The 25,868-nt window shown below is 71.4% G+C and carries 20 protein-coding genes; 12 read left to right on the forward strand and 8 right to left on the reverse strand.

The window, feature by feature from the left end; translation table 11 throughout:
* Nucleotides 1–10 precede the first annotated feature (10 nt).
* A complete protein-coding gene (locus ACN6LD_RS09990) occupies nt 11–3,409 on the reverse strand; it encodes a hypothetical protein (protein WP_445042914.1) in 3,399 nt (1,132 codons plus the stop codon).
* Nucleotides 3,410–3,575: 166 nt separating this feature from the next.
* Here ACN6LD_RS09990 and ACN6LD_RS09995 point away from each other — a divergent pair, with 166 nt between their 5' ends.
* Nucleotides 3,576–3,989, forward strand: coding sequence for a cytidine/deoxycytidylate deaminase family protein (locus ACN6LD_RS09995; protein ID WP_319193557.1), 414 nt, complete (start codon nt 3,576–3,578; stop codon nt 3,987–3,989).
* 366 nt (nt 3,990–4,355) lie between these two features.
* On the opposite strand, the gene ACN6LD_RS10000 is transcribed toward ACN6LD_RS09995, so the two are convergent.
* A complete protein-coding gene (locus ACN6LD_RS10000) occupies nt 4,356–4,922 on the reverse strand; it encodes a GNAT family N-acetyltransferase (protein WP_445042915.1) in 567 nt (188 codons plus the stop codon).
* A gap of 450 nt (nt 4,923–5,372) precedes the next feature.
* On the opposite strand from ACN6LD_RS10000, the gene ACN6LD_RS10005 reads away from it, so the two are divergent.
* Entirely contained in the window at nt 5,373–5,669 is a 297-nt protein-coding gene (locus ACN6LD_RS10005; RefSeq protein WP_319193561.1) for a WhiB family transcriptional regulator, read from the forward strand.
* Between the two features lie 43 nt (nt 5,670–5,712).
* Here ACN6LD_RS10005 and ACN6LD_RS10010 read toward each other — a convergent pair whose 3' ends face one another.
* The 3 genes from ACN6LD_RS10010 to ACN6LD_RS10020 form a co-directional block, all read right to left on the reverse strand.
* The gene (locus ACN6LD_RS10010) at nt 5,713–7,266 is read right to left on the reverse strand and encodes a pectate lyase family protein (RefSeq protein ID WP_445042916.1); all 1,554 of its coding nucleotides are present in this window, start codon (nt 7,264–7,266) and stop codon (nt 5,713–5,715) included.
* A 1,089-nt stretch (nt 7,267–8,355) separates the two neighbouring features.
* Nucleotides 8,356–9,873, reverse strand: a complete 1,518-nt coding sequence (glpK, locus tag ACN6LD_RS10015; protein WP_319193565.1) for a glycerol kinase GlpK — start codon at nt 9,871–9,873, stop codon at nt 8,356–8,358.
* 24 nt (nt 9,874–9,897) lie between these two features.
* Nucleotides 9,898–10,743: an MIP/aquaporin family protein gene (locus tag ACN6LD_RS10020; RefSeq protein WP_319193567.1), complete on the reverse strand. Its 846-nt coding sequence runs from the start codon at nt 10,741–10,743 to the stop codon at nt 9,898–9,900.
* A 393-nt stretch (nt 10,744–11,136) separates the two neighbouring features.
* Between ACN6LD_RS10020 and ACN6LD_RS10025 the strand changes: the two genes are divergently transcribed.
* From ACN6LD_RS10025 to ACN6LD_RS10045, 5 genes are all read left to right on the forward strand, one after another.
* Nucleotides 11,137–11,601, forward strand: a complete 465-nt coding sequence (locus tag ACN6LD_RS10025; protein WP_319193569.1) for a DUF6325 family protein — start codon at nt 11,137–11,139, stop codon at nt 11,599–11,601.
* A 62-nt stretch (nt 11,602–11,663) separates the two neighbouring features.
* Nucleotides 11,664–11,948 (forward strand): SHOCT domain-containing protein, encoded by a 285-nt coding sequence (locus ACN6LD_RS10030; protein WP_445042917.1) that lies wholly within the window; start codon nt 11,664–11,666, stop codon nt 11,946–11,948.
* Nucleotides 11,949–12,416: 468 nt separating this feature from the next.
* Nucleotides 12,417–13,211: an SDR family oxidoreductase gene (locus ACN6LD_RS10035; RefSeq protein WP_415924934.1), complete on the forward strand. Its 795-nt coding sequence runs from the start codon at nt 12,417–12,419 to the stop codon at nt 13,209–13,211.
* A gap of 50 nt (nt 13,212–13,261) precedes the next feature.
* Complete coding sequence (locus tag ACN6LD_RS10040; protein ID WP_445042918.1) at nt 13,262–14,755, forward strand: cytochrome ubiquinol oxidase subunit I; 1,494 nt, start codon at nt 13,262–13,264, stop codon at nt 14,753–14,755.
* Nucleotides 14,752–15,795: a cytochrome d ubiquinol oxidase subunit II gene (locus tag ACN6LD_RS10045; protein ID WP_445042919.1), complete on the forward strand. Its 1,044-nt coding sequence runs from the start codon at nt 14,752–14,754 to the stop codon at nt 15,793–15,795. The genes ACN6LD_RS10040 and ACN6LD_RS10045 overlap by 4 nt, the downstream gene beginning before the upstream one ends.
* 151 nt (nt 15,796–15,946) lie before the next feature.
* On the opposite strand, the gene ACN6LD_RS10050 is transcribed toward ACN6LD_RS10045, so the two are convergent.
* Nucleotides 15,947–17,785 carry a glycoside hydrolase family 15 protein gene (locus ACN6LD_RS10050; protein ID WP_445042920.1) on the reverse strand — a complete coding sequence of 613 codons (1,839 nt, stop codon included), beginning with the start codon at nt 17,783–17,785 and terminating at the stop codon, nt 15,947–15,949.
* Nucleotides 17,786–18,361: 576 nt separating this feature from the next.
* Here ACN6LD_RS10050 and rph point away from each other — a divergent pair.
* A complete protein-coding gene (gene rph, locus ACN6LD_RS10055; RefSeq protein WP_445042921.1) occupies nt 18,362–20,965 on the forward strand; it encodes a rifamycin-inactivating phosphotransferase in 2,604 nt (867 codons plus the stop codon).
* Between the two features lie 35 nt (nt 20,966–21,000).
* Here rph and ACN6LD_RS10060 read toward each other — a convergent pair whose 3' ends face one another.
* On the reverse strand, nt 21,001–21,345 hold the full coding sequence (locus tag ACN6LD_RS10060; RefSeq protein ID WP_319189997.1) for an NIPSNAP family protein: 345 nt from the start codon (nt 21,343–21,345) through the stop codon (nt 21,001–21,003).
* Nucleotides 21,346–21,470: 125 nt separating this feature from the next.
* On the opposite strand from ACN6LD_RS10060, the gene ACN6LD_RS10065 reads away from it, so the two are divergent.
* From ACN6LD_RS10065 to ACN6LD_RS10075, 3 genes are all read left to right on the forward strand, one after another.
* The gene (locus ACN6LD_RS10065; protein ID WP_319189999.1) at nt 21,471–22,445 is read left to right on the forward strand and encodes a GNAT family N-acetyltransferase; all 975 of its coding nucleotides are present in this window, start codon (nt 21,471–21,473) and stop codon (nt 22,443–22,445) included.
* A 36-nt stretch (nt 22,446–22,481) separates the two neighbouring features.
* Nucleotides 22,482–23,060 carry a GNAT family N-acetyltransferase gene (locus ACN6LD_RS10070; protein ID WP_319190000.1) on the forward strand — a complete coding sequence of 193 codons (579 nt, stop codon included), beginning with the start codon at nt 22,482–22,484 and terminating at the stop codon, nt 23,058–23,060.
* Between the two features lie 160 nt (nt 23,061–23,220).
* Nucleotides 23,221–23,856, forward strand: coding sequence for an ATP-binding protein (locus ACN6LD_RS10075; protein WP_445042922.1), 636 nt, complete (start codon nt 23,221–23,223; stop codon nt 23,854–23,856).
* A gap of 87 nt (nt 23,857–23,943) precedes the next feature.
* On the opposite strand, the gene ACN6LD_RS10080 is transcribed toward ACN6LD_RS10075, so the two are convergent.
* Nucleotides 23,944–25,221 carry an MFS transporter gene (locus ACN6LD_RS10080; protein WP_445042923.1) on the reverse strand — a complete coding sequence of 426 codons (1,278 nt, stop codon included), beginning with the start codon at nt 25,219–25,221 and terminating at the stop codon, nt 23,944–23,946.
* A 144-nt stretch (nt 25,222–25,365) separates the two neighbouring features.
* Between ACN6LD_RS10080 and ACN6LD_RS10085 the strand changes: the two genes are divergently transcribed.
* Nucleotides 25,366–25,800 carry a VOC family protein gene (locus ACN6LD_RS10085; protein ID WP_319190004.1) on the forward strand — a complete coding sequence of 145 codons (435 nt, stop codon included), beginning with the start codon at nt 25,366–25,368 and terminating at the stop codon, nt 25,798–25,800.
* The last annotated feature ends 68 nt before the right edge of the window (nt 25,801–25,868 follow it).

Consider the following 25,868-nt stretch of genomic DNA (forward strand, 5'->3'; position numbering starts at 1 on the left):
CGCGCAGCGGTCATTCGTTCTCCGTCACGATGCGGTGCGCCTCGTGACGCACGTCGGCGCTCGCGTGCCCGCGCAACAGGCTCAGCAGCGACCGCCATCGCTCGGGCCAGCCGAGCACAGCGCCGACCCCCCTCACGAGGCCGGCCGCCAGCAGGCCCGTGGCGGTGCCTCCGTCGCGGGCGAACCGGTCGGCCGCGGTCAGCAGGACGCCCGTGCGCTCCGGCAGGGCGCGGGACGCCGAGGACGTCCACAACCGGTTGGCCGTGTTCACGGCGACGGTCACCCCGGCGCCCTCAAGGGCGTCCGCGAGGACCTGCAGCCGTTCCAGCACAGCGCTCGGCTCCCTGGCACGGTCGACCGACTGGACCAGCAGGAGGGCCCGCTCATGCACCAGCAGGGGTTCCGGCGCCAGCTGTTCGGCGAGCGCTTCGAGCAACTCGGCCTGCACGCCCTCGACATGGCTGAAGGAGGTCAGGGTCCGCAGCCGCTGCAGCGCCGGCAGGTCCCGGCCTTCCTGCGCCTGACAGCCGCCCTGTGGCGTGCGCATCGCCGCCAGCAACCCGGCCACTGCCCCGTGGTAGACGCTTCCCGGCGCAGCGCCGCCCACCGGGTGCGGCAGCCCGGAGACCGCCAGATCGCGCAGCACCCATGCGGCGGTATGCCAGTGCGCACGCTCGCCGAGGTCGCAGACGGTACGGGAGATGCGCACGGCCAGTTCGGACGAGGTGCGGCACCACACCCCCATGGCGCGCAGCAGGACGTAGTCGCCCCCGAAGCCCTCTGTGAGGCCCAAGGCGGCGTCGTACACCGCGACGATCATCGCTGCGTAGGCGGGACGGTGCCTCTCGGCCAGCTCCCACGGAGTGACGGCCACGAGAGCTTCGTGCACGGGGTGGGAATCGCCGCGCGCGACGTCGTCGAGCAGGCGCCAGGCCTCCGGCTCGCCCAGCAGCGGCGGCAGTGCGCGCACTACGGCCGCGCGCACGTCCGGGTGGCGGTCGGGAGCGTGGAAGGCGTTCGCCAGCAGGGACACCGCGCGCCGAGGCGGCAGGAACCTCGCGGCGAGCCGTACGGCCTCCTTGCGGGACGTCACCTTCACGGGCCGCTCTCCGGTGAGCAACGCGTCGAGTGCCAGGGCGAGTTCGGACGGGGCGGTGAAGCGGGCGGCGCGGGAGGCCGCGTACACGGCGACCCTGGCACGGTCACCGTCCGCCTGCTCCAGCAGCGCCGGCAGGATGGCGTGGGGCCGGTCGGTCCAGGGCAGCGCGCCGAGCGCCGCCTCGGCGACGACCACCTCCTGGTCGTCCTTGTGCGCGAGCGCCAGAGCCCGTCCGAACTCGGGGACCGGAGCCGCGTCCCGGACGAGGGCGGCTCGTTCGTCGAGCGGAAGCGAGGCGTCCGCGACCGCCTCCTGGACCAGCCCGACCGCCGCCCTCTGCTGGCGCGGCAGCCAGCGGTCGCTGTCGCCGAGGTCCGGCAGCGGGCGCCGGGCCCCGTTCACGAGGAAACGGCCGTACGGCGGCGTCGCGTCGAGCAGGGTGTCCAGCAGGTCCGTGCGCCGTCGGGTGAGCGCCCGCCGCACGGACGGCAGGACGACCGACGACGGTTCGAGCGCGATGATCCTGGCGACCCGTTCGTCGCGGGTCGCCGGTGCGGCCAGCCACAGAGGCGCCGCCGCCCGGAACGTCGCGTCGTCACCGCGTTCCAGGGCCGTTGCCAGCCTCTCCTGCACCTCGGGCATCCGCCGGGCGCGTGGTCCCAGTGCGGTGGCCAGACCCAGCAGGAGCCGGTGGTCGGCCCGCCCTGCCCCGGCGTCGAGCCAGGGGCGCAGGGCCTCGAACACCTCGTGTTCCTGGCCCCGCCGCAGGACACGGTGCAGCGGACCCAAGTCGGGCACGCCGACGCGGCCCGTGATGCGCTCCAGGGCGCCCAGCGCCCAGTCCCGCAGGTCCGGTGCCGCAGCCGGAGCGTGCTCGACGAGCACGCGTACGGCGAGGGTGCGCAGCGCCGCGAGGGCGCCGGTCGACGTGTCCCGCGCCTCCAGCGCGCCGACGGCGATCGCGTCCAGCAGCGGGACGTCGTCGGAGTGGAAGAGCCCCGGGTGGGTCTCGGCGAGTGCGCGGAGCGCCTCGGCGCGCACCGGGTCCCGCTCGTTGCGCAGACGCCGGGCCGCCGTGGTCAGCAGCTCGGTGATCGCCACCCGGCCGCCGTCCCGGGCGGCGCAGGCCACGAACATCGGCCAGGCGGTGGCCCGGTCGTCGGCGTCGGACCGCCCGATCCCGGCGAGCAGCGCGGCACGGGCCTCGTCGACCGGACCGTGGGCCAGGACGTCCAGGTCCTCGAACCAGTAGTCGGTGCCGTCGAACTCGGCCGCCGCCCGCCGGACTTCCGCCCAGCGGCGCTCACGCGGCAGCAGCCCGAGGACGCTCAGCGCCGGGTCCCGGCCGGTCGCCCTGTCGGCGACCGCGTCGACGAGCGCTGCTCGCCGGCCGGGCGCGATCGCCTTCACCAGCGCGGTGAAGTGCCCGCCGTGGACGAGCCAGTGACGGCCGAGCGCCACCAGTGACGAGGGCGAGGCCGCCCGCACGAGCCTGTGCAGCACCCCGGGCGGCGGCATCGGCTCGTGGCGTTGTTCCCGACGATCGGCAGAGGTGATCCAGCGGATCACGCGATCGGCGTCGGCTGTCACCAGGGGGCCCAGTCCCCGGTACAGCGCGGGCGGCAGGCTGCCGGGGCCCTGCAGCTCCAGCAGGGTCATCACCCGCTTGGGGCGCAGCGGCGCGAGCGCCGCGACCATGGTGGCGTGCCGGCGCCACCACTCGTCCCGCTGCTCTCCGCCGGCCCGGTCCGCCAGGGTCCGCTGTGCGTGATCCAGTACCGGGTCGGGATGCCGGCACGCCAGTCGTGTCCAGTCGTCGACGGCATGGGCCAGCACCGGCAACTCCCGTGCCACGTAGGGGGCGGAGCAGGCCGGAAGCAGTCGTGCGGCCTCGGCGTCGCCCCACTGCTCGCGCATGCGCGCCACCAGTCGCTCGGCCAGTGCGCGACGGTCACCGTGGGCGATCAGACGGGCCAGCCGACTGCGCAGCACGGCCGGCGCGTCGGCGTACGCCTCCTCAACCGCCTCGTCCGGTACGGACAGGTCCCGAGCGCCGCGCCGCGCGTACCCCGCGACGATCGGGTCGGGATCGGCCAGCCGGTCGGCGAGGAACCTCGCGTCCCGTCCGGCCAGGGCAGCCAACGCCGCCACCCGCCGCTCGTAGGGCCCACGCCCGTCCAGCTCGGACAGCAGTGGGGCGAGTGTCCCGTCGTCCGCGAGCCGGCGTGCGGTCCGTGCCGTCAGGGTCAGGCGTGCGGGGAACGGCAGCGGTTCGAGGGCGGACAGCAGTTGCTCCGCAATGTTCGGCATCCGCCGATTGTGCACGGCAGGATCAGCACATGCGATCGAATAGAGGTCCTGGCGCCGCCGCGCCCACTTGCGCACGCTCCGCACGCAGTTCAACGTCACCTGACGACTGACGATCGACACCTGGCACCTTGCACCTCGCACCTGGCACCTGACGAAGGCGAAGAAGATGACCGCGCAGACCCCTCCCGTCGACCACGAGCTCATCCGGGCCGCAGCGCAGGTCGCCCGCACTCGCTGTCGGGGCGACAACCACACCGTGGCAGCCGCGGCCCGCGCTCGGGACGGCCGGATCATCACCGCGGTGAACGCGTACCACTTCACCGGAGGCCCCTGCGCCGAACTCGTCCTCATCGGCACGGCGGCCGGCCAGGGCGCCTACGAGCTGGACACGATCGTCGCCGTGGGCGACCGCGAGCGCGGAGTGATCCCGCCGTGCGGCCGGTGCCGACAGGTCCTCCTCGACTACTTCCCCGCCCTCAAGGTCATCGTCGGCGATGACGACCGCGTCCGCACCGTCCTCATCACCGATCTGCTGCCCGAAACCTACGTCTGGGCCGACCACCAGCTCGACGCGGAGTGAACCCGCGACCCCGTGACCGGCCGTCGACCGGGGTGGGCCGTTCACCCCCGTCAAGGAACGAGGCTCGGTCGGCTTCAGCTCCGCTGACCGGGCTGAGGCAGCGGTGGCGAACCGACGTCATGATGCTGACGCTCGCCGGCAGGTCACCTCGACACGAACTCCGGAGCCTTGCGGCGACATCGAACCGACCCCGGACCGGGGCGAAGGAGATCGGTGATGCGACAGGGACGCGTACCGAGGTGGCCGCCGCACCGTCGGCGCCGTCCGAGCAGGACCGGGAGACGCTGCCGGTGTCGCCACCCGATCACCGACCACGACCTGCCCACCTGAGGGTCACCCGCTCACCTGCGGACGAGCGCGCGGGTGTCAGGGGCTGATGCGCCGTACGTGCAGGTGGCCGGCCTGGGGGAAGGAGGGCGGTGCGGCAGGCAGCATGCGGTGAAAGTCGTACCGGCTCTTCTGCGCGACCCGGCACGACGCCCGGTTGTCCACCTGGTGCAGGAGCTCGAGACGTTCCAGGCCGCCTGCTGCGAAGGTGTCGAAGGCCCAGCCGGTGAGCGCCTCCACGGCACGCGAGGCCACTCCTTTCCCACGGGCGTGCGCGGCGGTCCAGTAGCCCACCTCGGCGGCCGGTTCCCCGGCCGCGACGCCCTTGAGGACCACGCCTGCGAGCAACTGCCCGCAAAGGCCGCCGGGTTGCGCCTCGAGGACGGCGAAGCTGAACCGGTCCCCCGCCGTCCAGCTCTGTTGCTGGGACCGCACCCATTGCGTCCCCTCTGCTTCGTTCTCCGCGGTATGGCTCGTCCAGCGGCGCAGTCCAGCGTCCCGGAACGCCTCGACCAGCGGCGCTGCGTCCTCCAGGCTCCAGGGGCGAAGAGCGAGAGCGGGAGTCGTCGGCGTCGCGGCGACCTGGAGGACGGCAGGGGTGATCATCAGCCGATCGTATGCGACCGGGTGCTCACCGGAGGTCGGACCTGTTCCGCCGTTGTGGACTCGGGGCGGATTGCTCATCGCGGTGTCCGTGCACGCAGCGCCTCGACGCACCGGTCGAGACCGCCCACGCCCGGACCTGGTCCGCCCCTGGGTCGTCGGGCAGCATGTGCCCGCTCTCCCGCCTCCCCTTACCGGAAACGCAAGACCGCGCCCGGGGCGAGCCGAACGATCCGTGCTCCCGTCATGACCGGCCGTCGACGGGGCCCGAGTGAGCCCGTCGGCCTCACGCGCCTCGTTCACACCGTCACCCCCTCTTCGCCGCCCTTCACCCCTCTATCGCAAACAAGACATACGGGCCTAAGATGCTCGGAACCTCTGCCGGAGTCGCGGCGCTGTGGCGCGCCGTGACCATCGCTCGTCCTGCCCTCGGGCGGCCTTGAGAGGTGCACCATGACCGGTTCATGTTGCGAATACCCGGAATCGTCCGACTGGCGTGATCGCGCCGCATGCGTCGGAGAGGATCCCGAGATCTTCTTCCCCCTCTCGGACATCGCGGCCCCTGGCACGGAGGCGTCCCTGGCCCGGGCGGTCTGCCGCCGCTGCGCCGTGCTCGTCGCATGCCGCGACTGGGCCCTCGAGCACGGCGAGGACGACGGGATCTGGGGCGCCACCACGGCTGCTCAGCGTCGCGCCATCCGAAGAGCGGCCGTGGAGCCGGCCCCTCCGACCGCCGGCCTGCGGGAGTGAACCGACCGGCCGCCGGAGCGGCCGGACCGGCGTCGCCGTTCGGTCAGGCGTAGGTCTCGAACTCCGCCACCTTCGGGGTGGCGCTGGAGCCCGTGATCTCGAAGGTGACCTTCTTCAAGGAGGTGGAGGCGAAGGAGATCGCGCTCGCTCCGCTGCCCGAGGCCAGCACCGCCCCGGTGTCGCCGTCGAGGACCCGCCACGAACCGATGTTGCCGGTGGCTCCGGCGGCCTCCCGAAGGGTGACCTTGGAGATGGCGGTCGCGGAGCCCCACTTGATCGAGATGGATCCGGTCGAGCCTGCCGGCGACCAGTAGGTGCCCGCGTCGCCGTCGCGGACGTTGCCGTAGCTGGTGCCGGACGCCTTGCCGGAGCCGTCGGCGGAGGCCGCGGCAGCCAGGCTCAGGTTGACGCCGGCGGGCGTCGACGTCGCGGTGGGCCTCGGCGTGCCGGTCGGTGCGGGGTTGGCGGTGGCGGTCGCGGTGGGCGTCGTCGCGACGCAGTTGCCGTCCGACACCTTGAGGCCGGTACCGGCGCCCGCAGTGGCGGTCACGATCGACGGCACGCAGGACGCGGCGTCGAGGTTGTAGGAGTACGGGATGCTCACGGTCGTGTTGGACGTCGGGTTCGGCCCTGCGGGGTTGTTGTCCTCGCCCGGCTGCGTCCAGGTCACGTTGTCGAAGACGTTCCCGCTGACCTGCCAGTATCCCGGCAGGTCGGTGTAGAAGGTGCCGAGGACGTCCTTGGAGTTCTTGAAGTAGTTGTTGTCGACCTTGGCCTTGCCGCCGGCCCGTGGGTTGATGCCCGATTCGTTCAGGCTGACGTAGTAGTTGTTGTAGATGTGCGCGGTCGCACCACGCAGCAGGGGCGTACGGGAGTCGATGTTCTCGTACCGGTTGTGATGGAAGGTGACCGGGCCGTTCCCGAGGTCGCTGTCGCTGGAGCCGACGAGGCCGCCGCGGCCGGAGTTGCGCAGGACGCTGTAGGACAGGGTCACGTACCGGGTGCCGGCCTTCATGTCGAACAGGGCGTCGTAGCCCGCCGATTCCCCTCCGGAGGCGGTCAGCGTGGCGTGGTCGACCCAGACGTTGTGCACGTCGCTCTCCATGCCGATGGCGTCGCCGCCGTTGGAGGTGGGCGAGCCGGACTTCTTCACGTTCTGGACGGTCACGTTCTGCACGATGATGTTGCTCGACTGGCGGAGGTGGATGCCGATCTGGTCGAACACGGCCCCGGCGCCGACGCCTACGAGGGTGACGTTGCTGACGCCCTTCAACTCGATCACGCCGGCGGCGGTGTTGCAGCTGCCGCCCGACACCTTCGCCGTGTTGCCCACGGTGACGGTCCCCTCGACCTGGATGACGATCGGGGTGCTGCTGCTGGCCCGGCTGCACAGAGCCTGGTGGATCTGGGTGCCGGTGGCGGCCCTGACCGTCGTCCCCCCGGCGCCGCCGGTGGTGCCGCCGTTCTGGGTGGCGAACCCGGTCGCGCCGGCTGATGCCGCCGACGCGGTCGGCATCGACAGGACCACGCCTGTCGCCGCCGCCAGGGCCAGCGTGCCGAGTGCCGCGGAGAGTCGCAGAGCGACTGGCTTCCTCATTCTCGCCTCGTCTTTCGTCATCGTGGACCGGGGGGGCGCCGCACACCTCCGTGCCGGGCGCCGCGGGGGCCGTCAAGGGCACATCGATATGCCATGTCCATGACATGACAGGGCATACGATGCTGTTCAGGCGGCTGATCACCCTCGCAGGCCGAGTGCGGGATTCATGCCCGCTCCCCACGCCGGAAGGTGCGGTGATTGCGGTGAGGTGTTGCGGTTCAGGCGGGTTGGTGCGACTGCATGTGCGGAGGTGCGGTGTCGCTGCGGTACGGGCCGGCGCTGCCGCGGGCGCGGCGATGAGGGCGCCGCGCGGGCGACGCCTTCGGGTCGCGGGTCGGCGTGAGCATGCCGCGGCGACGCGGGCGAGACGCCGCCGCGGACGGGGCGACCGAGGAAGGGAGCTTGCGGGAACTCCCTGACCGGCCGTGGTGCACGAGCCCGTCGCCGCGGCCACGGCGCGAGCGATGCATCCGCGCCCCGGAGCAGTCCGGAGGGGAGTCCGGAGCGCAGTCGAAGCGCAGCCCGAGCCCGGAGTGCACCTGAGTTCCGGCGCGGCGGTGTCTCGGTGCGGTCAGCCCGGGTCAACCCCGCGCCGGATCGGTTGCGGCGCGCGGGCCTGCCCCCCGGCTGATACCGCGGGCCGCTCGCCCGGCACGGTCAGTGACTTCGGGAAAGCGCTTTCTCTTCGCGAGAATAGGCCCGTTGCTCACGAGTGACAAGTATGTGAACGCCGATCGGCAACAGAAAACCCGCCATCGCCCGCGATGCCGTCCCCCATCCCCGCCACTCCCTCGGAATCACGGGGCTGGAAAGGGATCTCCGGCAGATCTCCGGCAGATCACGCCCTCCTGCGACCCTCGCACGCGTTCACATCCGTGACCGACGTCTGTCGATCCGGCGCGGGGCGGGATTCACGGCACGGTCTGTGCATGCCTGGCCTTCAGCGTCGTCCCGGGCAGAGCACGGGCCCCGCACGGCGTGCGGGGCCCCCAGAGACCGGACGGTCGTCGGCGGTCCGCGTGCCCGTGCCGGAAATGGCGTACAGGCGCCGCCCGGCTTCCCGGGCGGCGCCTGGTCTCACTCGTCGGGCTACTCGACCTTGGCCCAGTCGAGCGTGCGCTCCACCGCCTTCTTCCAGCCCGCGTACCCTTCCGCCCGCTGGTCCTCGGACCACCGGGGCTCCCAGCGCTTGGACTCCTGCCAGTGGGTGCGCAGCTCGTCGGTGTCGCGCCAGAACCCGGTGGCCAGGCCCGCCGCGTAGGCCGCGCCGAGCGCGGTGGTCTCGGCGACGACCGGACGGCTGACCGGCACTCCGAGGACGTCGGCCTGGATCTGCATGCACAGGTCGTTGGCCGTGACCCCGCCGTCCACCTTCAGCACGTCCAGATGGACTCCGGAATCCTGCTCCATGGCCTCGACGACGTCGCGGCTCTGGTAGCAGATGGATTCCAGCGTCGCCCGGGCCAGGTGGCCGTTGTCGTTGTATCGGGCCAGACCGACGATCGCTCCGCGTGCGTCGGAGCGCCAGTACGGAGCGAACAGACCGGAGAAGGCGGGAACGAAGTACATGCCTCCGTTGTCCTCGACGGAGCGCGCCAGCGCCTCGCTCTCCGCCGCATCCTTGATGATCTTCATCTGGTCGCGCAGCCACTGAACCGCCGACCCGGTGACGGCAATGGAGCCCTCCAGGGCGTAGATCGCCGGGCTGTCGCCGAACTGGTACGCCACGGTCGTGAGCAGACCGTGCTGCGAACGGACCAGCTCGGTACCGGTGTTGAGGACCAGGAAGTTGCCCGTGCCGTAGGTGTTCTTGGCTTCGCCCGGCGCGTAACAGACCTGCCCCACGGTCGCCGCCTGCTGGTCGCCGAGCACCCCGGCGATGGGGATGGCGGCGCGAAGCGGCCGGGAGGTGCGGGTCACGCCGTACGCCTCGCGGTGGGAGGACGGGTTGATGGTGGGCAGCATCTGGCGGGGGATGCCGAAGAAGCCCAGCAGCTCGTCGTCCCAGTCGAGGGTCTCCAGGTCCATCAGCATGGTGCGGCTGGCGTTGGTCACGTCGGTGGCGTGGACACCGCCGTCGGGGCCGCCGGTGAGGTTCCACAGGACCCAGGCGTCGGTGTTGCCGAAGAGGGCGTGGCCCGCTTCCGCCGCCTCACGGACGCCGTCGACGTTCTCCAGGATCCACTGGATCTTGCCGCCGGAGAAGTAGGTCGCCGGCGGCAGCCCCGCCTTGCGGCGAATGACGTCGCCCTTGCCGGAGCGTTCCAGGGCGGCCGCGATGGAGTCGGTGCGGGTGTCCTGCCAGACGATGGCGTTGTAGTAGGGACGTCCGTTGCGCGGGTCCCACACCACGGTGGTCTCGCGCTGGTTGGTGATGCCGATCGCGGCCAGGTCCTCGGGTGAGAGGTTGCCGTGCCGCAGAGCGTTCTGCATCACCGAGTTGGTGCGCTCCCAGATCTCCACCGGGTCGTGCTCGACCCACCCCGAGCGCGGAAGGATCTGGGCGTGCTCCAGCTGGTGCTTCGCCACCTCGTTGCCGGAGTGGTCGAAGATCATGAAACGGGTGCTGGTGGTGCCTTGGTCCACCGCGCCCACGAAGTCAGCCATGGGTTGCCGCCTCTGCTGTGGGGGTCATTCCTCGGGGGCCGGAACACGGCCGGGAGGCTCCGGCTCCGCCGTGGGCAGGAACCGGCCGATGAAGGCCTTGTAGAGCCCGGCGCCGAGCAGGCCGCCGATCAGGGGGCCGACGATCGGCACCCAGAAGTAGAGGTTCCCGTACTGATCTCGCCATGCTGTGCCGTAGCCCGTGAAGAAGCTGGCCAGCCGCGGTCCGAAGTCACGTGCCGGGTTGATCGCGTACCCCGCGTTGGTGCCCCACGCCATGCCGATGGCCACGACGATCAGACCGACGATGAACGGGGCCAGGTTGGCGCCCGGCGGAGTGTTCAGCAGGTCCGTGACGGCCAGGATCAGCAGCAGCAGGATGGCGGTGCCGATGATCTGGTCGCGGAACGCGCCCCACTCGTGGACCGGCAGGTTGGGATTGCCGTTCGCGGGGAGCGTGGAGAACACTCCCTGCGTCTTGATGGTGTGTCCGGGGTCGGCCTTCGCCAGTGCCTCGGTGTAGTTCCACCGCACGATGAGGGCCGCCACAAAGGCGCCGACGGTCTGTGCCACCGCGTAGGGCGCGACCTTGCGCCACGGGAAGCCCTTGAACGTGGCCAGGGCGACCGTCACCGCGGGATTGAGATGGGCGCCGCTCAGTCGCGCCGCGACGTAGACGCCCAGGGTGACGCCGAGGCCCCAGGCCCAGGCGATGCTGTCGTGGTTGCCGAGTCCTCCCGGCGGCGTCGTGAGCGCTCCACCGGCGACCACCTGGGCCACCACGCCACAGCCGAAGAGGATGAGAATCATGGTGCCCACGAACTCGGCCGCCAGTTCGCCGGCCAGTCCGTGCATTTTCAATCGCTCAGCCATGGAAGCCCGCTTCCCGCCGGCTCGGCGCCGGCACGTCGACTGCTCGAGCTCTCCCGCACAACAGCATAGGGCGATCATGGACTAAACGCACAAAACGATCGGGACCGGAATCGCGGACCGGGCTGCCGCGCCCCGCCCGCCCCCGCGCTGCCGCGTCGCGACACGGCCATGTCCCGGGCTCCCCCGGCGTCCCGGGCGTCCCGGCTCTGGGTGTCCCGCGCATCGCGGCTCTGGGTGTCCCCGGCGTCCCGGACATCCCGGGTGTCCCGGACATGCAGGGGCTCTGGCCGAGTGCTGCAATGGCTGAAGAGCACCGTCCCTCGGACCCGAGCGCGGGCGACCGACACCGCAGCGGGACACGGCCGGGGCCGGATCCACCGCTGAGGAGTGGCCATGCAACAGGACGTCGCGGACATGGGGCCCGTCGACTATCTGATCGTCGAGTTCCCCGGAAGCCGCATGACGGGCGAGGGCATGCCCCTGCTCGTCGAGCTGGTCGAGGACGGCATCATCCGGGTCCTCGACCTCGTCTTCATCCAGAAGGACGCCGACGGATCGGTCGCCGCACTGGAATTCAGGGAGCTCGGCGACAGGGCCGAACTGACGGTGTTCGAGGGAGCTTCCTCCGGCCTGCTCGACCAGGGCGACCTGGACGAGGCCGGCGCCGCTCTGGAGCCCGGGAACTCCGCGGCCGTCATCGTGTACGAGAACCTCTGGGCCGCTCCGCTGGCGCGTGCCCTACGGCGCGGCGGCGCCGAGATGGTGGCCGGGGGACGCATCCCCGTGGACGCCCTGCTGGCGTCGCTGGACGCCACCGATCCGGTGCGTCCTCCCGGCGGAGCAGTGACCGCCCGCTGACACCGCCCGCGCCCACGCGGCGCGTCCTCACGACGTTGCACGGAGCAGGGGAGATGAATGACATGCCAGGACTTCTTCGCGGTGTGGCCCGCACCGCCGTGGTCGCGGGCACGGCCACGGCCGTGTCCAACCGGGTCTCGAGGCGCCAGGCGGGCCGGTGGGCCGAGCAGGAGAGCGCCCGCCAGGACGTCGAGCAGCAGGCCGCCGCCCCCGCTCCCGCCGCGCAGTCGCATGCCGACGACATGACCGCCAAGATCGACCAGCTCAGGCAGCTCGCCGACCTGAAGGCTCAAGGGGTCCTCACCGAGGAGGAGTTCGCGGCACAGAAGCGTCAGCTCCTCGTCTGACCGCGACGAAAAGCCCGTGCACACCCAACGCGCAACGCGAGGTGTGAGTGGTCGCCCCACCGGCAGCAGCGCCGCCGTGGGCACCCGCCGACGGCGGCGTTCGGTTCCCGGCCCAGCCGTTCCCACGAGCCGGAACGCCTGCCGTGGGACGCATCGACCCCCGTGGCGAAGGGGCTGCAGGCGGGCCGGCGACCGTGGCGAAGGGGCTGCAGGCGGGTCGGCGACCGCCCTCCTGACACGACTGGGCCGACCGAGCCCGGGCACCCGCGTTCCGGTGGGCGAACCTCGTCCCCCGGTCGGCCCAAGACCGCTCCCCATGACGCGCCCTCGCGCGACCCCGGTGCTTGGGTGAATGTCTGACCCCGGGGCCGTGCGGCGAGCCCCCGAGGGACCCCGGCCGCGCAGTGGATGGAGACAGTCATCGTGAGTCCGACCGAGAGTGCGCCCCGTGACGTGATCCCCGCCCACCTGCTCAAAGGCCAGAAGGCCCTGGTCACCGGAGCGAACTCCGGGATCGGCCTGGCGACCGCGGTAGCGCTGGGCCGGGCCGGGGCCGACGTGGTCGTGAACTACGTGGCCGGCCAGGAAGAGGCCGACAAGGTGGTGGAGGAGATCACGTCGTTCGGGGTGCGAGCGGCGGCCTACCGCGCGGACGTCTCCGACGAGGGCCAGGTCGTCGCGATGACGAACCGGATGGTCGAGGAGTTCGGCACGATCGACATCCTGGTGGCCAACGCCGGGATGCAGCGGGACGCCCCGTTCACCGAGATGACGCTCGCCCAATGGCAGAAGGTCCTCGAGGTCAACCTGACCGGGCAGTTCCTGTGCGCGCGGGAGGCGACGAAGGAGTTCCTGCGCCGCGGTGTCGTCCCCGAGGTGTCGCGTGCCGCCGGCAAGATCATCTGCATGAGCTCCGTGCACCAGGTCATCCCGTGGGCCGGGCACGTCAACTACGCCGCGTCCAAAGGCGGTGTGCAGATGATGATGGAGACCCTCGCCCAGGAACTCGCGCCGAAGAAGATCCGGGTGAACGCCGTCGCCCCGGGAGCCGTCAAGACGCCCATCAACCGCAGCGCCTGGGACACCCCCGAGGCCCGCGAGGACTTGTTGCGGCTGATCCCCTACGACCGCGTAGGCGACCCCGAGGACATCGCCCACGCCGTCGTGGGCCTCGCCTCCGACCTCATGGACTACGTGGTGGGCACCACGCTCTTCGTGGACGGCGGGATGACCCTCTTCCCCGGCTTCGCCACCGGCGGCTGACCCCCGGCTGACACCACCCACGCGCGCGCGACGCCTCCGAACGGAATCTGATGCACAGCACGCTGCAGGCACTGGCGGACGCCCCCGCGCAGCTGCTCCCGGCCAGGTCTCTGATGGCCTTCACCCTCGCCTCCCACATCATCCTCGTCCCGCTGGGCGTGGCGCTGCCGCTGATCACGCTCATCCTGCACGGTTACGGCCTGCGCCGGGAGGACCGGACGGCGCTGCTGCTCGCCCGCCGGTGGTCCGCGGTGATGGCGGTCCAGTTCGCGATCGGGGTGATCACCGGCACCGTGCTCTCCTTCGAGTTCGGTCTGCTGTGGCCGGGCCTGATGGGCAGGTGGGGCGACGTCTTCGGGATCGGGTTCGGCGTCGAGGCCTGGGCCTTCTTCCTGGAGGCCGTCCTGATCGCGATCTACCTCTACGGCTGGCGGCGGCTTCCCGCCCGGACCCACTTCCTGCTCGCCCTGCCCCTGCCGGCAACGGCTCTGCTGGGCGCCTTCGGCATCCTGGCCGCCAACTCCTGGATGAACACGCCGCGCGGCTTCCGCCTCGACTCCTTCGGGAACCCGGTCGACGTGGAGATCTGGAAGGCGGTCTTCACCCCCATGTTCGGCCCCCAGTACTGGCATTTCGTGGTGGCGATGCTCGTGACGGCGGGCTACGTGGTGGCAGGCGTCTACGCCGCCGGATGGCTCCGCGGCCGCCGGGACCGGTACCACCGGCTCGGCTTCGCCGTCCCCTTCACGGTCGCCGCGGTGCTGACGCCGGTCCAGTTCGTGCTGGGCGACTCGATCGCCCGGAAGGTCTTCCACGAACAGCCGGTGAAGTTCGCCGCCATGGAGATGGTCTGGAAGACCGACACCCACGTGCCGGAGTACCTGTTCGGCCGCCTCCACCCGGACGGAGACATCTCCGGCGGCATCAGGATCCCGCAGCTGGACTCCGTCCTCGCCGGTTTCAGCCCGGACACCCGGGTCACCGGACTGACCTCCGTGCCCGAGGACGCACGGCCGACGGCCACTCAGGCGACCATCGCCCACTGGGCTTTCGACATCATGGTCGGCATCGGCTCCCTGCTCCTCGTCATCGCCCTGTGGTACGCCCTGGTCTGGCTGCGTCGGCGCCGGCTGCCCGCCTCGGCATGGTTCTACCGGTGCGCGGCGGTGGCGGGCGTCGCCTCCGTCGTCGCGGTCGAGAGCGGCTGGATCACCACCGAGGTGGGGCGCCAGCCGTGGATCGTCTACGAGAACATGCGGGTCGCCGAAGCCGTCACGTCGACCCGCTCCCCCACCCTGTGGATCATGTTCGGCCTGGTCGTCGTGGTGTACGTGTTCGTCTTCGGGTCCTTTCTCGTCGTCCTGCTGAAAATGCGCACCCGCTGGCGGGTCGCCGACGAGGAGGACCGTCGAAGCGGCGGAGCCCGTTCCCGACGGGAGACACCGGAGTCGGGCCTCCCGTACGGGCCGCGCCCCGCGGTGCCCTCCGGTGCGCCGCCCGGGACCGGCGACGCCGCCTCCCCGCCCATGGACGACCGGCCATGACCGCGGACGTCGTCGCCGTCGTCCTGCTCCTCGCGGTGGCCGCCTACGCCTGCGCCGGCGGGACCGACTACGGTGCCGGGTTCTGGGACCTCCTCGCGGGCGGAGCGCGCCGAGGCAGGCGACCCCGATGGCTGATCGACCATGCGATGGCTCCCGTGTGGGAGGTCAACAACGTGTGGCTGATCTTCGTCCTGGTGATCATGTGGACGGGCTTCCCCGTCCTGTTCCAGCGCCTCTTCCAGTCGATGTGGCTGCCGCTGGCGCTGGCGGCCGTCGGCACCGTGCTGCGCGGCGCCGGGTTCGCGCTGCGCAAACCCGCGCAACGGCCGGCCGGTCGGCGCCTGTACGGCGCGGTGTTCGCCGTCTCCTCCCTCATGACGCCGTTCTTCCTCGGCGTCGCGGCAGGCGGGGTCGCGTCGGGCCGGGTCACGGCGGAGGCCGACCCTTCCACGCACGCCTGGGCCCATCCCACGCCGGTGCTGTTCGGTCTGCTGGCCGTGGCGACCACCGCGCTGCTCGGCGCGGTGTTCCTCGCCGCGGACGCCCGCCGCTTCGACGCGCCCGACCTGGCAGGCTATTTCCGGCGGCGGGCTCTGGCGGCGCTGGGCTGTGCCGCCGTCCTCGGCGTGAGCACCCTCGCGGTCACCCGTGACGACGCCCCGCACGTATGGCACGGGCTGACGCACGGGGCGGGGCTCGGCTTCGTGGCGGCGGCAGCCGTGGGCACCCTGGCCACCGGCTGGCTGCTCGCGCGCGGCGCCACCGACGCCTGGTCACGGGTCGCGGCGGTCGTCGTGGTGGCGTCCGCGGTCATCGCCTGGGGCATGGCGCAGCGCCCGTACCTCGTCCCGACCACCCTGACCGTCTCCGAGGGGGCGGGCGCGGAGACCACGCTGCGCTGGCTCGGCCTGGTCACCCTCGTCGCCGTGGTGCTCGTCGTGCCCGCCGTGGCGCTCCTCTACCGGCTCGACACCCGTGGAGAGCTGGAGAGCCTCACCGAGGCCGACCTGCGCCACGGCGGCACCGGTGACGAGGACTGACTGAGACCCGCACGGCGCCCGGTCCGCCGCGCGTGCGGAGCGACGGTGGGGCACGCCGGGCACCGGGCCGCCGCCCGTGCGGCGTGACGTCGGGGCGGGGTGAGCGCGTGATCGCGGTGCCGGTGGCCGGGCGGGCCGATGAACGGATGGGCTAGGTGCGGTTGAGCGCGGCGTCCAGCGTGATGGCCGCGTCGATGAGGGCGAGATGGGTGAACGCCTGCGGGAAGTTGCCCAGTTGGCGGCCGGTGGGGTCGATCTCCTCCGAGTACAGGCCCAGATGGTTCGCGTACCCCATCATCTTCTCGAACACGAGGCGCGCCTTCTCGGTGCGTCCCGCTCGTGCAAGGGCGTCGACGTACATGAAGGTGCACAGCGAGAACGTGCCCTCGGAGCCGCGCAGACCGTCGGGTGAGGCTTCGGGGTTGTAGCGGTAGACCAGGCTGTCGCTGACCAGTTCCTGCTCCATGGCGTCGAGCGTCGAGGACCACAAGGGGTCGTCGGGGGTGATGAACCCGACCGTCGACATGCGCAGCAGCGAGGAGTCGAGCACGTCACTGCCGTAGTGCTGGACGAAGGCCTGACGCCCCTCGTTCCACCCCTTGGCCATGACCTGCTCGTAGCAGTCGTCCCGTGCCCCGCGCCAGCGTTCGACGTCGGCCGGCCGGCCGTTGGACTCGGCGAGCCGCAGAGCACGGTCGAAGGCCACCCAGGACATCACGCGGCCGTAGGTGAAGTTCTCGCGCCCGCCGCGGGTCTCCCACAGGCCTTCCTCCGCCTGGTCCCAGTGGTCGACCAGCCAGTCGAGGTCGGTGAGCAGCGCCCGCCAGCCGTGGTGCCCCACCTGCAGACCGTGCCGGTGCGCGAAGAAGATGCTGTCGAGCGCCTCCCCGTAGATGTCCAGCTGGAGTTGCGTGGCGGCGCCGTTGCCGATGCGCACCGGCGCGGAACCCGCATAGCCCGCCCAGTGGTCGAGCGTCACCTCGGCCAGGTCGGAGGAGCCGTCCACCGCGTACATGATGTTCAGCGGACCGGTGTCGCCGTCCTTGCCCGCGCGTTCCCCGACCCGGTCGGACAACCACTGGATGAACGCCCGGGCCTCGTCGGTGAATCCCAGCCCGAGCAGGGCGTACACCGAGAACGAGGCGTCGCGGATCCAGGTGAACCGGTAGTCCCAGTTGCGCTCGCCCCCCAGTTGCTCCGGAAGCGCCGCCGTCGGTGCGGCCACCACCGCGCCCGTCGGCGCGAAGGTCATCAGTTTCAGTGTGATCGCGGAGCGCTCCACGGTCTCGCGCCACCGCCCCGTGTAGCGCGACTGACGCAGCCAGGTACGCCAGAACGCGACCGTCTCGTCGAAGAGCCGGTTGTACTCGTCGAGGCGCATCTCCCGGGGCGGTCCGCCGGCTGACCGTTCCAGGACCAGTCCGCGCTCCTGCCCGGCCTCCAGAGTGAGGGTGAAGTGCAGGGAGTCCCGCCGGTCGACGAGCAGATCGAGGAGCCGCTCGTCGTCCGGCTCACGGACGGGGTGCACGGTGAGTTCCGCGCCGTCCTCGGAGACGAACACCGCCCCGTGCTCGCTGAGATGCAGCCGGTGGCTCTTGCGTCCGTAGTCGAACCGCGGCTCGACCTCGACGTCGAACGTCATCCTGCCGCGCACGCAGCGCACCATCCGCACGATTCGGTGGCTCTCCGTGACCGACGTGCCCGTCACGGGCATGAAGTCGACCACCTCACCGGCGCCCGCCTCGGTCATGAACCTGGTGACCAGGATCGCCGTGTCGGGGAGGTACAGCTGCTTGGTCGCGTAGGCCTGGTGCTGCGGCCGGATCGTGCAGTGTCCGCCCTTGTCCCTGTCCAGCAACGCGCCGAACACGCTGGGCGAGTCGAATCGCGGGACGCAGAACCAGTCGATGCTGCCGTCGGTGGTGACCAGTGCCGCGGTCTGCAGGTCACCGATGAGGCCGTGGTTCTCGATCAGCGGGTAGTCGTCCATCAGGGGCGCCTCTCGGTGCGCGATTCACCCGATCGCCCCCTTGCACCAGACTAAGCCGCGCCCCTGGAATCGGCGCGCGGGCCCTCGGCCGCGCCTGCGGTCCCACGTGCGGCGACGTCGCCCGTCCCGCGCCGCGAACGGGAGTCCACCGCTGCGGTGTCAGCTGACGGACGCCGCCGACGGGAGTCCACCGCCTCGGCGTCAGCTGAGGTGCGCCGCGAGCGGGAGGCCTGTCGGCGTCCCACCGGGACACCGGGCGACGGCCGCCGTCGCCGAAAGGCGAAGGGGAAGGAGCCCGCGCTCCTTCCCTACTCAACGTATAGCGCACCGGGGGGCTTGCGGCAAGGCCCCCGTGATGCCGCAAAATCGTCGGCCAAGGCCACAACCTGCGGAAATGAGGGCACGAGTGCGTGTGTTGTCGACGTACAGGGGACGCGATGACGTCGGACCGGCGGTGGGAGCGGCGTGGTCGGAGAAGGCGTCCGCGCCGATGATCCGGTCGGCCGGTGCACTGCGACGGGGCGCGGTGCGAAGGGACGCGGTGCGAACGGACACGACTGCTTCGGAGGCACGGCGATGAACGGGCCGTATGTGCGGGATCTGCACGACATCGACGAGACGCACATCGCGACCGTCGGGGGCAAGGGCGCGAACCTCGGCGGGCTCTCGCGCATCGAGGGCATCCGTGTGCCGGCCGGTTTCTGCGTGACGACGGACGCCTTCCGGCGGATCATGGCGCAAGCGCCGTCGCTGGACGGTCAGCTCGAGCGGCTGTCGCGTCTGGAACCGGAGGACGGGGAGGCGATCCGCACGCTGAGTGCGCAGATCCGCCGAACCATCGAAGGAATCGTCGTTCCGGACGAGTTGGCGAACGCGATCGTCGGTGCGCTCGCCGAGCTGGGCGAGCACACCGCCTGCGCCGTTCGTTCCAGCGCGACCGCGGAGGACCTTCCGACGGCGTCCTTCGCCGGCCAGCAGGACACCTATCTGAACGTCGTGGGAGCGGCGGCGGTCCTCCGGCACGTCAGCCGGTGCTGGGCCTCCCTGTTCACCGAGCGCGCCGTGGTCTACCGCCGGCGGAACGGCATCGACCACCGCGCGGTCCACATGGCTGTGGTCGTGCAGCAGATGGTCTTCCCCCAGGCGTCCGGCATCCTGTTCACGGCCGACCCCGTCACCGGCAACAGGAAGGTCGCCACCGTGGACGCCGGCTTCGGCCTCGGCGAGGCGCTGGTCTCCGGTTTGGTGAACCCGGACGTCTTCAGGGTGCGGGACGGCGAAGTCGTCGCCAGGACGATCGCCGCCAAACACCGGGCCCTGCACGCCCTTGCGACCGGCGGCACGCGGGAAGTGGCGATCGAGCCGCAGCAGCAGGAGCAACCGGCGCTGACAGATGCCCAAGCGGTGCGGCTCGTAGGGATCGGGCGGCGGATCGAAGCGCATTTCGGCCGCCCGCAGGACATCGAGTGGTGCCTGGTCGACGGTGACTTCCGGATCGTCCAGAGCCGGCCGATCACGACGCTTTTCCCCATCCCCGTCCGGGAGACCGGCGACCGGGAGAACCACGTCTACGTCTCCGTCGGCCATGGGCAGATGATGACCGACGCCATGAAGCCCCTGGGGCTGTCCATGTGGCGGCTGACGGCGATGGTGCCGATGCTCGAGGCAGGGGGGCGGCTGTTCGTCGACGTCACCCCGCGGCTGGCCGCCCCCGCGAGCCGCGCCGGTCTCCTGGACGTCATCGGGAGAGGCGATCCGCTGACCAGGGACGCGCTGGAGACCGTCCTCGAGCGCGACGGCTTCGTGCCGACGCTCCCGGACGCGGCGACCGGCGGACCGCCGGTCGGCGGTGAGTTCGACCCGACGGAGACCGATCCGTCCGTGGTCGCCGAGCTGATCGCCCGCAGCCAGGCGTCCGTCGCCGCCCTGGAGCGCGAGATCCGCACGAAGAGCGGACCGGCCCTGTTCGACTTCCTGACGGAGGCCTTCGAGGAGCACAAGCGCGTCCTCAGCGATCCGCTGAACATCCGGGCGATCATGGTGGCGATGGAGGGCACCTGGTGGCTCAACGACAGGCTGCAGGAGTGGCTGGGCGAGAAGAACGCGGCCGACACGCTCACCCTGTCCGCCCCCGACAACGTCACGTCGGAAATGGGACTGGCGCTGCTCGACGTCGCGGACGTGATCCGTGCGCATCCGGACGTGGTGGCGTTCCTTCGGAACGTCCGGGACGACGGCTTCCTCGACGAGCTGGCCGAAGTCGCGGGCGGGGCCGAGGCGCGCGACGCCATCGAGGCATACCTCGACCGGTACGGCATGCGCTGCGTCGGTGAGATCGACATCACGCGGCCGCGCTGGCGCGAACGCCCCAGCACTCTCGTGCCGGTGATCCTCGACAACGTCAGGAACATCGAACCCGGCGCCGCCGAACGCCGCTTCGAGGAGGGCCGGCAGAAGGCGCGGAAGAAGGCGGCGGAGGTGCTGTCACGTTTGCGGGCCCTGCCGGACGGTGACCGCAAGGCCGACGAGACGCAGCGGATGATCGACCAGGTCCGAGCCTTCATCGGGTACCGGGAGTACCCCAAGTACGGCATCATCAACCGCTACTTCCTCTACAAGCAGGCCCTGTCGAGGGAGGCCGAACGCCTCGTGCGGGCCGGTGTGCTCTCCGCGGCGGAGGACGTCTTCTACCTCACGTTCCAGGAGTTCCACGACGTCGCGCGCTCGAACCGGGTGGACGGCCGGCTCATCCGGCAGCGCAAGGACGCGTTCCGGTCCTACCAGGCGCTGACGCCGCCCCGGGTCCTCACCTCGGACGGCGAGGCCGTCACCGGAGCGTACCGACGCGACGACGTGCCGGCCGGCGCCCTGGCCGGACTGCCGGTCTCCGACGGGATCGTCGAGGGACGGGCCCGCGTCATCCTCGACATGGCGCAGGCCGATCTCGAAACGGGCGACATCCTGGTCACCACCTACACCGACCCCAGCTGGTCACCGCTGTTCGTCGGGATCACGGGCCTCGTGACGGAGGTGGGCGGATTGATGACGCACGGGGCGGTGATCGCCCGGGAGTACGGCTTGCCGGCCGTCGTGGGCGTGGAGCAGGCCACTCGGCTGATCCGGGACGGGCAGCTGATCCGTGTGCACGCGACCGACGGATACGTCGAGATCCTGTCCTGACCGACGGGAGGTGCCGGGGGCCCCGCGGGCAGCGCTCACGGGCCCCCCGGGGACGCGCCGTCGACGACCTGGGACCCCCCGTCGAGCGGGCGGAGGAAACGGCGTTGGTAGCGGCGGATACAGCGGGTGCGGCGAGCCAGTTCGAAGGCCTCCTGGCACTCCGGATCAGTCATGCTGTCCGTGCGGTACTGCTCGTACGCGGCAAGACCGGGGAACGAGAAGAGGGCATAGGCGATGTCGCTGTCGCCCTCACTGGGCAGGAAGTAGCCGTGGTGCGTCCCGCCGAAGCGGTTGACCAGTCCGACCCAGCGGCGGCCGTATTCCTCGAAGTCCTCCAGCTTGTCGGCGTCGATCTCGTAGGTCAGGTGAACGGTGATCATGTCCCCATGATGCAGCGGGGACCGCCGTCCCGGAGCACCGGAACACGGTCCCAAGACACCCCGCGTGACGCCGGCGAGGAAATATCGGGTCGACAGAGGAGCGTGGACGACGCAGGGTTCGCCGTATGTCCGACTCTCCCCTTCTCCGGTCGCCGATCGACTACCGGAGCCGCCCGGCCGCCTTCGCCGACGTCCACGAGATCCACCGCTTGGTCGCCGCGTGCGAACACAGGCTGCACGGCCGTGCCACGACCGACGCCGACAGCATCGCCGCCGACCTCGGCCGGCCGGGTCTGGACCTCGCGTGCGACACGGTCCTCGTCCACGACCACGGCGGGCAGTTGGCCGGCTGGGCGTGGGTGCGGGGGCGACGGTCCACGGTCGACGTCCACCCCGAGCACCGAGGGCGCGGACTCGGCCGGTCGCTGCTCGACTGGGCCGAGGCAAGGGCCCGGCAGACAGGCGGCGAACGGCTTGCCCAGACCGTCTCGGACAGCGATCGGGCGGCCGCCGCGCTGCTGCGGTCCCGCGGGTACTCGCCACTCGTCACGGAGTGGCTCCTCGAGTTCGCGATGCCCGACGAACCGGACGTGCCCGAGCCGCCCGAGGGGATCGTGGTCCGGCCGTTCCGGCCCGGCGACGGGCCCGCGGTACACCAGCTCACCGAGGACGCGTTCGACGAGTGGCAGCAGCGACGGCAGTCCTACGAGGAGTGGGCCCGGCACACCGTCGAACGCGCGACGTTCGAACCCGCGGCGTCGCCGATCGCCTTCGCGGACGACCAGATGGTCGGTGCGGTGCTGTCGTTGAACGGCCCCGACCAGGCGGAGGGGTACGTCGAGCGGGTCGCGGTACGGCACGACCATCGCAACCGGGGAATCGCGCGCATGCTCCTGCGGGAGGCGTTCCGCACCTTCCACACTCACGGAATGCGGACCTGCACGTTGTGGACGCATTCGGACACCGGAGCGCTGTCGCTGTACCAACGGATCGGCATGACGGTCCGCCGCAGTTCCACGGTCTACAGCACGGAGCTCACCGCCGGGACGGACGGAGACGGAGTGGGCGTCTCCCCCTTCCCGGCAGCGCCGGCGGAGTGACTCCCCTCGGTGGGAGAAGACCTGACAATGACCGGCATGAACCCGTTGCCCACGCTGTCCGCCACGGAGATCGGCACGGACCGCCTCCGGCTGCGCACAGCGCACGACGCCGACATCGACGGCCTCATCGAGCTCCAGACCGATCCGCAGGTCCGTGCCCACCTCGGCGGCCCGCGGCCCCGGAGCGCCGTCGAGCAGTACTTCCACGAGAACGGGACCGGCGCCGTCGCCGCCAGACCCGGCACCTATGTCGTCGCCGACAGGGAATCCGACCGCTGCGTCGGGACCCTCGTGCTCGACCGCCGCTCCCCCGACCTTCCCGGGCACGTCACCGAGGAGGGCGCGGAACTGGAGCTGAGCTACCTTCTCCGGCGCGGCAGTTGGGGCGCGGGGCTGGCCTTCGAGGCCGCCACGGCCGCGTTGCGCGCCGCGGCCGCCGAACTGCCCGACCAGCCGGTCCTGATCGTGACGCAGACCGCCAACGCGCGTTCCCTGCGGCTCGCCACCCGCCTCGGATTCCAGCGCGTCGGCGCCTTCGAGGCGTACGACGCGGAGCAGACCCTCGCCGTCGCTCACCTCCATGCGTTCAGGACGCCGACGCCGGCTCAGGGATGAGGTGTGCGCGGCATTCCCGGCGCGTGCTCGATCCCGACGGAGCGCGGCGGCGCCCGCCCGTTCCGCGAGTGCCCTCCGGAGCGGGGGCGCCGGAGTGGGTATCCCGGAACGCGCGTGCCGGAGTGGGTATCCCGGAACGCGCGTGCCGGACAATCGCGGTATGGACGAACCGGCGGCCCCTTCCTGGACCAACACCACCCACGACTGGGCCAGTACCGTGGATCTGGACCATCTCGCCCGGATCCGCCGGGTGCCGCAGGCCTTCGCCCCCGGCGGCCCTGCTCACCTCATCCTCGAAGTCGTCGCCTACGCCGCCGACGAGGCGTCCCATCGAGCGGGCGGACGGTGCCGCGTCACTCTGCATCGCGACGGCTCCGTGTCCGTCGCGGACGACGGGCGCGGCACGGACACCCGGGTCGATGTTCACGGTCGGACGGTGAAGAAGCCGGTGATGGCGTCGAAGGACCTGCGGTTCTTCGATCTCCCGGATACGGAGCGGCTTCCGGACGGGCATCCGCGTCGCGGGATGTCCGTCGTGGCGGCGCTCAGTGAGTGGCTGGTCCACACCAACCGCCGTCACCACGGGGCCTGGACGCAGCGCTATGAACACGGTGTTCCGGTGAGTGACCTGGACCCGATCGACACCGACGGCACCACGGGCACACTCGTCCATTTCCTGCCGCTCACCCCGCTGCGCACACAGAGCCCGCCGGCCTCCGACGATCTGACGCGGTGGTGCGCGCACTGGCCCGCCCTCGCGGTTCGCCTCGAGGACGAACGCGGCCTGGCGCCATGACCCTGGCGCGATCCGGCACGCCGGGACTCCTGAACCACAGGACCCGCGGAGGGCTCCGCCGCCGGACTGGCGCCGCCGCCGGGGCCGTCACGTCTGCTCCGCCTCGCGACGGTCGTGCGTCGTCCTCGGCGGATCGACGGGAGTCACCCGGTTGACGCGGTGGACGGCCGGGACGCAGAGGTTGAGCACGGTCGCGGCGGCGATCATCGCGGCGCATGCCAGCAGCACCGTCCGACCGTCCCAGGAGTGGGCCGCGAGGGCGGTGACGAGGTAGCCGGCAGGGATGGCCAGGCGCTCCCCGATCCCGTTGAAGGCGATCAGCCGGCCCTGTTCCGCCTGCGGCACATGCAGTTGGAAGGCGGTGGTCCACGCGACGACGGCGACGTCGAGTCCGATCCCGGCCAGCAGGGCAGCGACCAGCACGAGCGGCAGCGGCAGCCCCCGGGCCATGGCCGCCAAGGGGAGCACGAGCGCACCGCCGGCGGCGATCGCGACCATGAGCAGTCGGTACGGCTTCCAGCGCAGGCATACGACGGTTCCCGCCAGCAGTCCGGAGGCGAAGGCCGCCTGGATCAGGCCCCAGTCGCGCGCGCCTGCGTACTGCGACGCGGCGACGAGTGGACCGAGAAGCTGGAAACCGGCCAGCCACGCCGCGACCAGGACGGTGCCGGCGGCGGTGTACGTCCACAACCAGGTACGCGACCGGAAACTCGCCCAGCCGGCCCGCAAGTCCGCCAACGCTCCGCCGGATGCGGTGAGCGGAGCGTCCAGACGCAGACCGAGAAGCAGGACGGCCGCCGCGGCGAACGAGAACGCGTCCCAGGCCAGGGCCCATGCCGCGCCGCTCGCGGCGACGACGAACCCGCCGACGACCGGAGCCAGCACCTTGACGGCATTGGTCGGCAGTCTGAGCAACGCGTTGGCCTGTTGCAGATGTTCGGCGGGAACGATCTGCGCGACGGCGCCCTGCGCGGCGGGCCCGATGAACGAGGCGGCGGTGCCCGACACGAAGCCGCACGCCGCGATCGAAGCCGTGGTCGCGTGTCCCGTGGCGACCGAGACGGCCAGCACGCCCTGGGCAGCCGCGGCCAGCAGATTGCCGAGGAACAGCAGTCGGCTTCGGGACAGACGGTCCGCGAAGACGCCCCCGGCCAACAGGAACACGATCATGGGGACGGTGTTCGTGGCGAGCACGAGGCCGAGGGAACCCGCTCCCCCGCCCTGCTCGATGACGGAGTAGGCCAGTGCGAGGGGCGCCGTCGCGGAGCCCGTCACCGAGACGAGATGGGCCGAAAGGAACCGCCGGAACGGCGCGATCCCCCACGGCGTGCCGACGGTCGTCGGTGACTTCTCGGCGGACTCCATGATCTCCCCTGCATCAGACGCAGCGAGCACCCTAATCCCGGCCGCGCGCCGCGGCGAAGTCCCGGCGGGAATCGGCCGATGAGCTGCCGTCCGGGGGCAGTTGAGCCGCCCTGCCGGGTTGGGGCCCGCTGCTACGGTGGGGCGATGGCATCGGTCAAGGAGTTCCAGGTCACCTTCGACTGCGCGGATCCCGAGCGCGTCGCCCGCTTCTGGTGCGAGGTGCTGGGCTACGTCCTGCCCCCGCCGCCGAAGGAGTTCGCCACCTGGGACGACTTCAACCGCTCACTGCCGCCCGAGGACCGGGATGCGTGGTCCGTGTGCCAGGACCCCTCAGGTGTGGGGCCGCGGCTGTACTTCCAGCGGGTTCCCGAAGGCAAGGTCGTGAAGAACCGGGTGCATCTCGACGTGCGCGTCGGCACCGGACTCGTGGGTGAGGAGCGCGTGGCCAGGCTGGAGGCCGAGTGCGCACGACTGGTCGCGCTCGGCGGGGTACGCGTACGTCTCCTGCCCGCCGACGAGGACAACGAGTCGTGCCTGCACATGCAGGACGTCGAGGGCAACGAGTTCTGTCTCGACTGAGCGCCTGGGCGTCCTCCTGGACGGCGAAGCGAGGAGCTGTGGACGTCATCGTGCCGAGGAAGCCCCCC

This window comes from Streptomyces sp. SAS_272, from assembly GCF_052543235.1.

Coding starts and splice junctions, on each gene's coding strand:
- ACN6LD_RS09990 (WP_445042914.1), bottom strand. CDS start 3,409: ATGCCGAACATTGCGGAGCAACTGCTGTCCGCCCTCGAACCGCTGCCG.
- ACN6LD_RS09995 (WP_319193557.1), top strand. CDS start 3,576: ATGACCGCGCAGACCCCTCCCGTCGACCACGAGCTCATCCGGGCCGCA.
- ACN6LD_RS10000 (WP_445042915.1), bottom strand. CDS start 4,922: ATGATCACCCCTGCCGTCCTCCAGGTCGCCGCGACGCCGACGACTCCC.
- ACN6LD_RS10005 (WP_319193561.1), top strand. CDS start 5,373: ATGACCGGTTCATGTTGCGAATACCCGGAATCGTCCGACTGGCGTGAT.
- ACN6LD_RS10010 (WP_445042916.1), bottom strand. CDS start 7,266: ATGAGGAAGCCAGTCGCTCTGCGACTCTCCGCGGCACTCGGCACGCTG.
- glpK (WP_319193565.1), bottom strand. CDS start 9,873: ATGGCTGACTTCGTGGGCGCGGTGGACCAAGGCACCACCAGCACCCGT.
- ACN6LD_RS10020 (WP_319193567.1), bottom strand. CDS start 10,743: ATGGCTGAGCGATTGAAAATGCACGGACTGGCCGGCGAACTGGCGGCC.
- ACN6LD_RS10025 (WP_319193569.1), top strand. CDS start 11,137: ATGCAACAGGACGTCGCGGACATGGGGCCCGTCGACTATCTGATCGTC.
- ACN6LD_RS10030 (WP_445042917.1), top strand. CDS start 11,664: ATGCCAGGACTTCTTCGCGGTGTGGCCCGCACCGCCGTGGTCGCGGGC.
- ACN6LD_RS10040 (WP_445042918.1), top strand. CDS start 13,262: ATGCACAGCACGCTGCAGGCACTGGCGGACGCCCCCGCGCAGCTGCTC.
- ACN6LD_RS10045 (WP_445042919.1), top strand. CDS start 14,752: ATGACCGCGGACGTCGTCGCCGTCGTCCTGCTCCTCGCGGTGGCCGCC.
- ACN6LD_RS10050 (WP_445042920.1), bottom strand. CDS start 17,785: ATGGACGACTACCCGCTGATCGAGAACCACGGCCTCATCGGTGACCTG.
- rph (WP_445042921.1), top strand. CDS start 18,362: ATGAACGGGCCGTATGTGCGGGATCTGCACGACATCGACGAGACGCAC.
- ACN6LD_RS10060 (WP_319189997.1), bottom strand. CDS start 21,345: ATGATCACCGTTCACCTGACCTACGAGATCGACGCCGACAAGCTGGAG.
- ACN6LD_RS10065 (WP_319189999.1), top strand. CDS start 21,471: ATGTCCGACTCTCCCCTTCTCCGGTCGCCGATCGACTACCGGAGCCGC.
- ACN6LD_RS10070 (WP_319190000.1), top strand. CDS start 22,482: ATGAACCCGTTGCCCACGCTGTCCGCCACGGAGATCGGCACGGACCGC.
- ACN6LD_RS10075 (WP_445042922.1), top strand. CDS start 23,221: ATGGACGAACCGGCGGCCCCTTCCTGGACCAACACCACCCACGACTGG.
- ACN6LD_RS10080 (WP_445042923.1), bottom strand. CDS start 25,221: ATGGAGTCCGCCGAGAAGTCACCGACGACCGTCGGCACGCCGTGGGGG.
- ACN6LD_RS10085 (WP_319190004.1), top strand. CDS start 25,366: ATGGCATCGGTCAAGGAGTTCCAGGTCACCTTCGACTGCGCGGATCCC.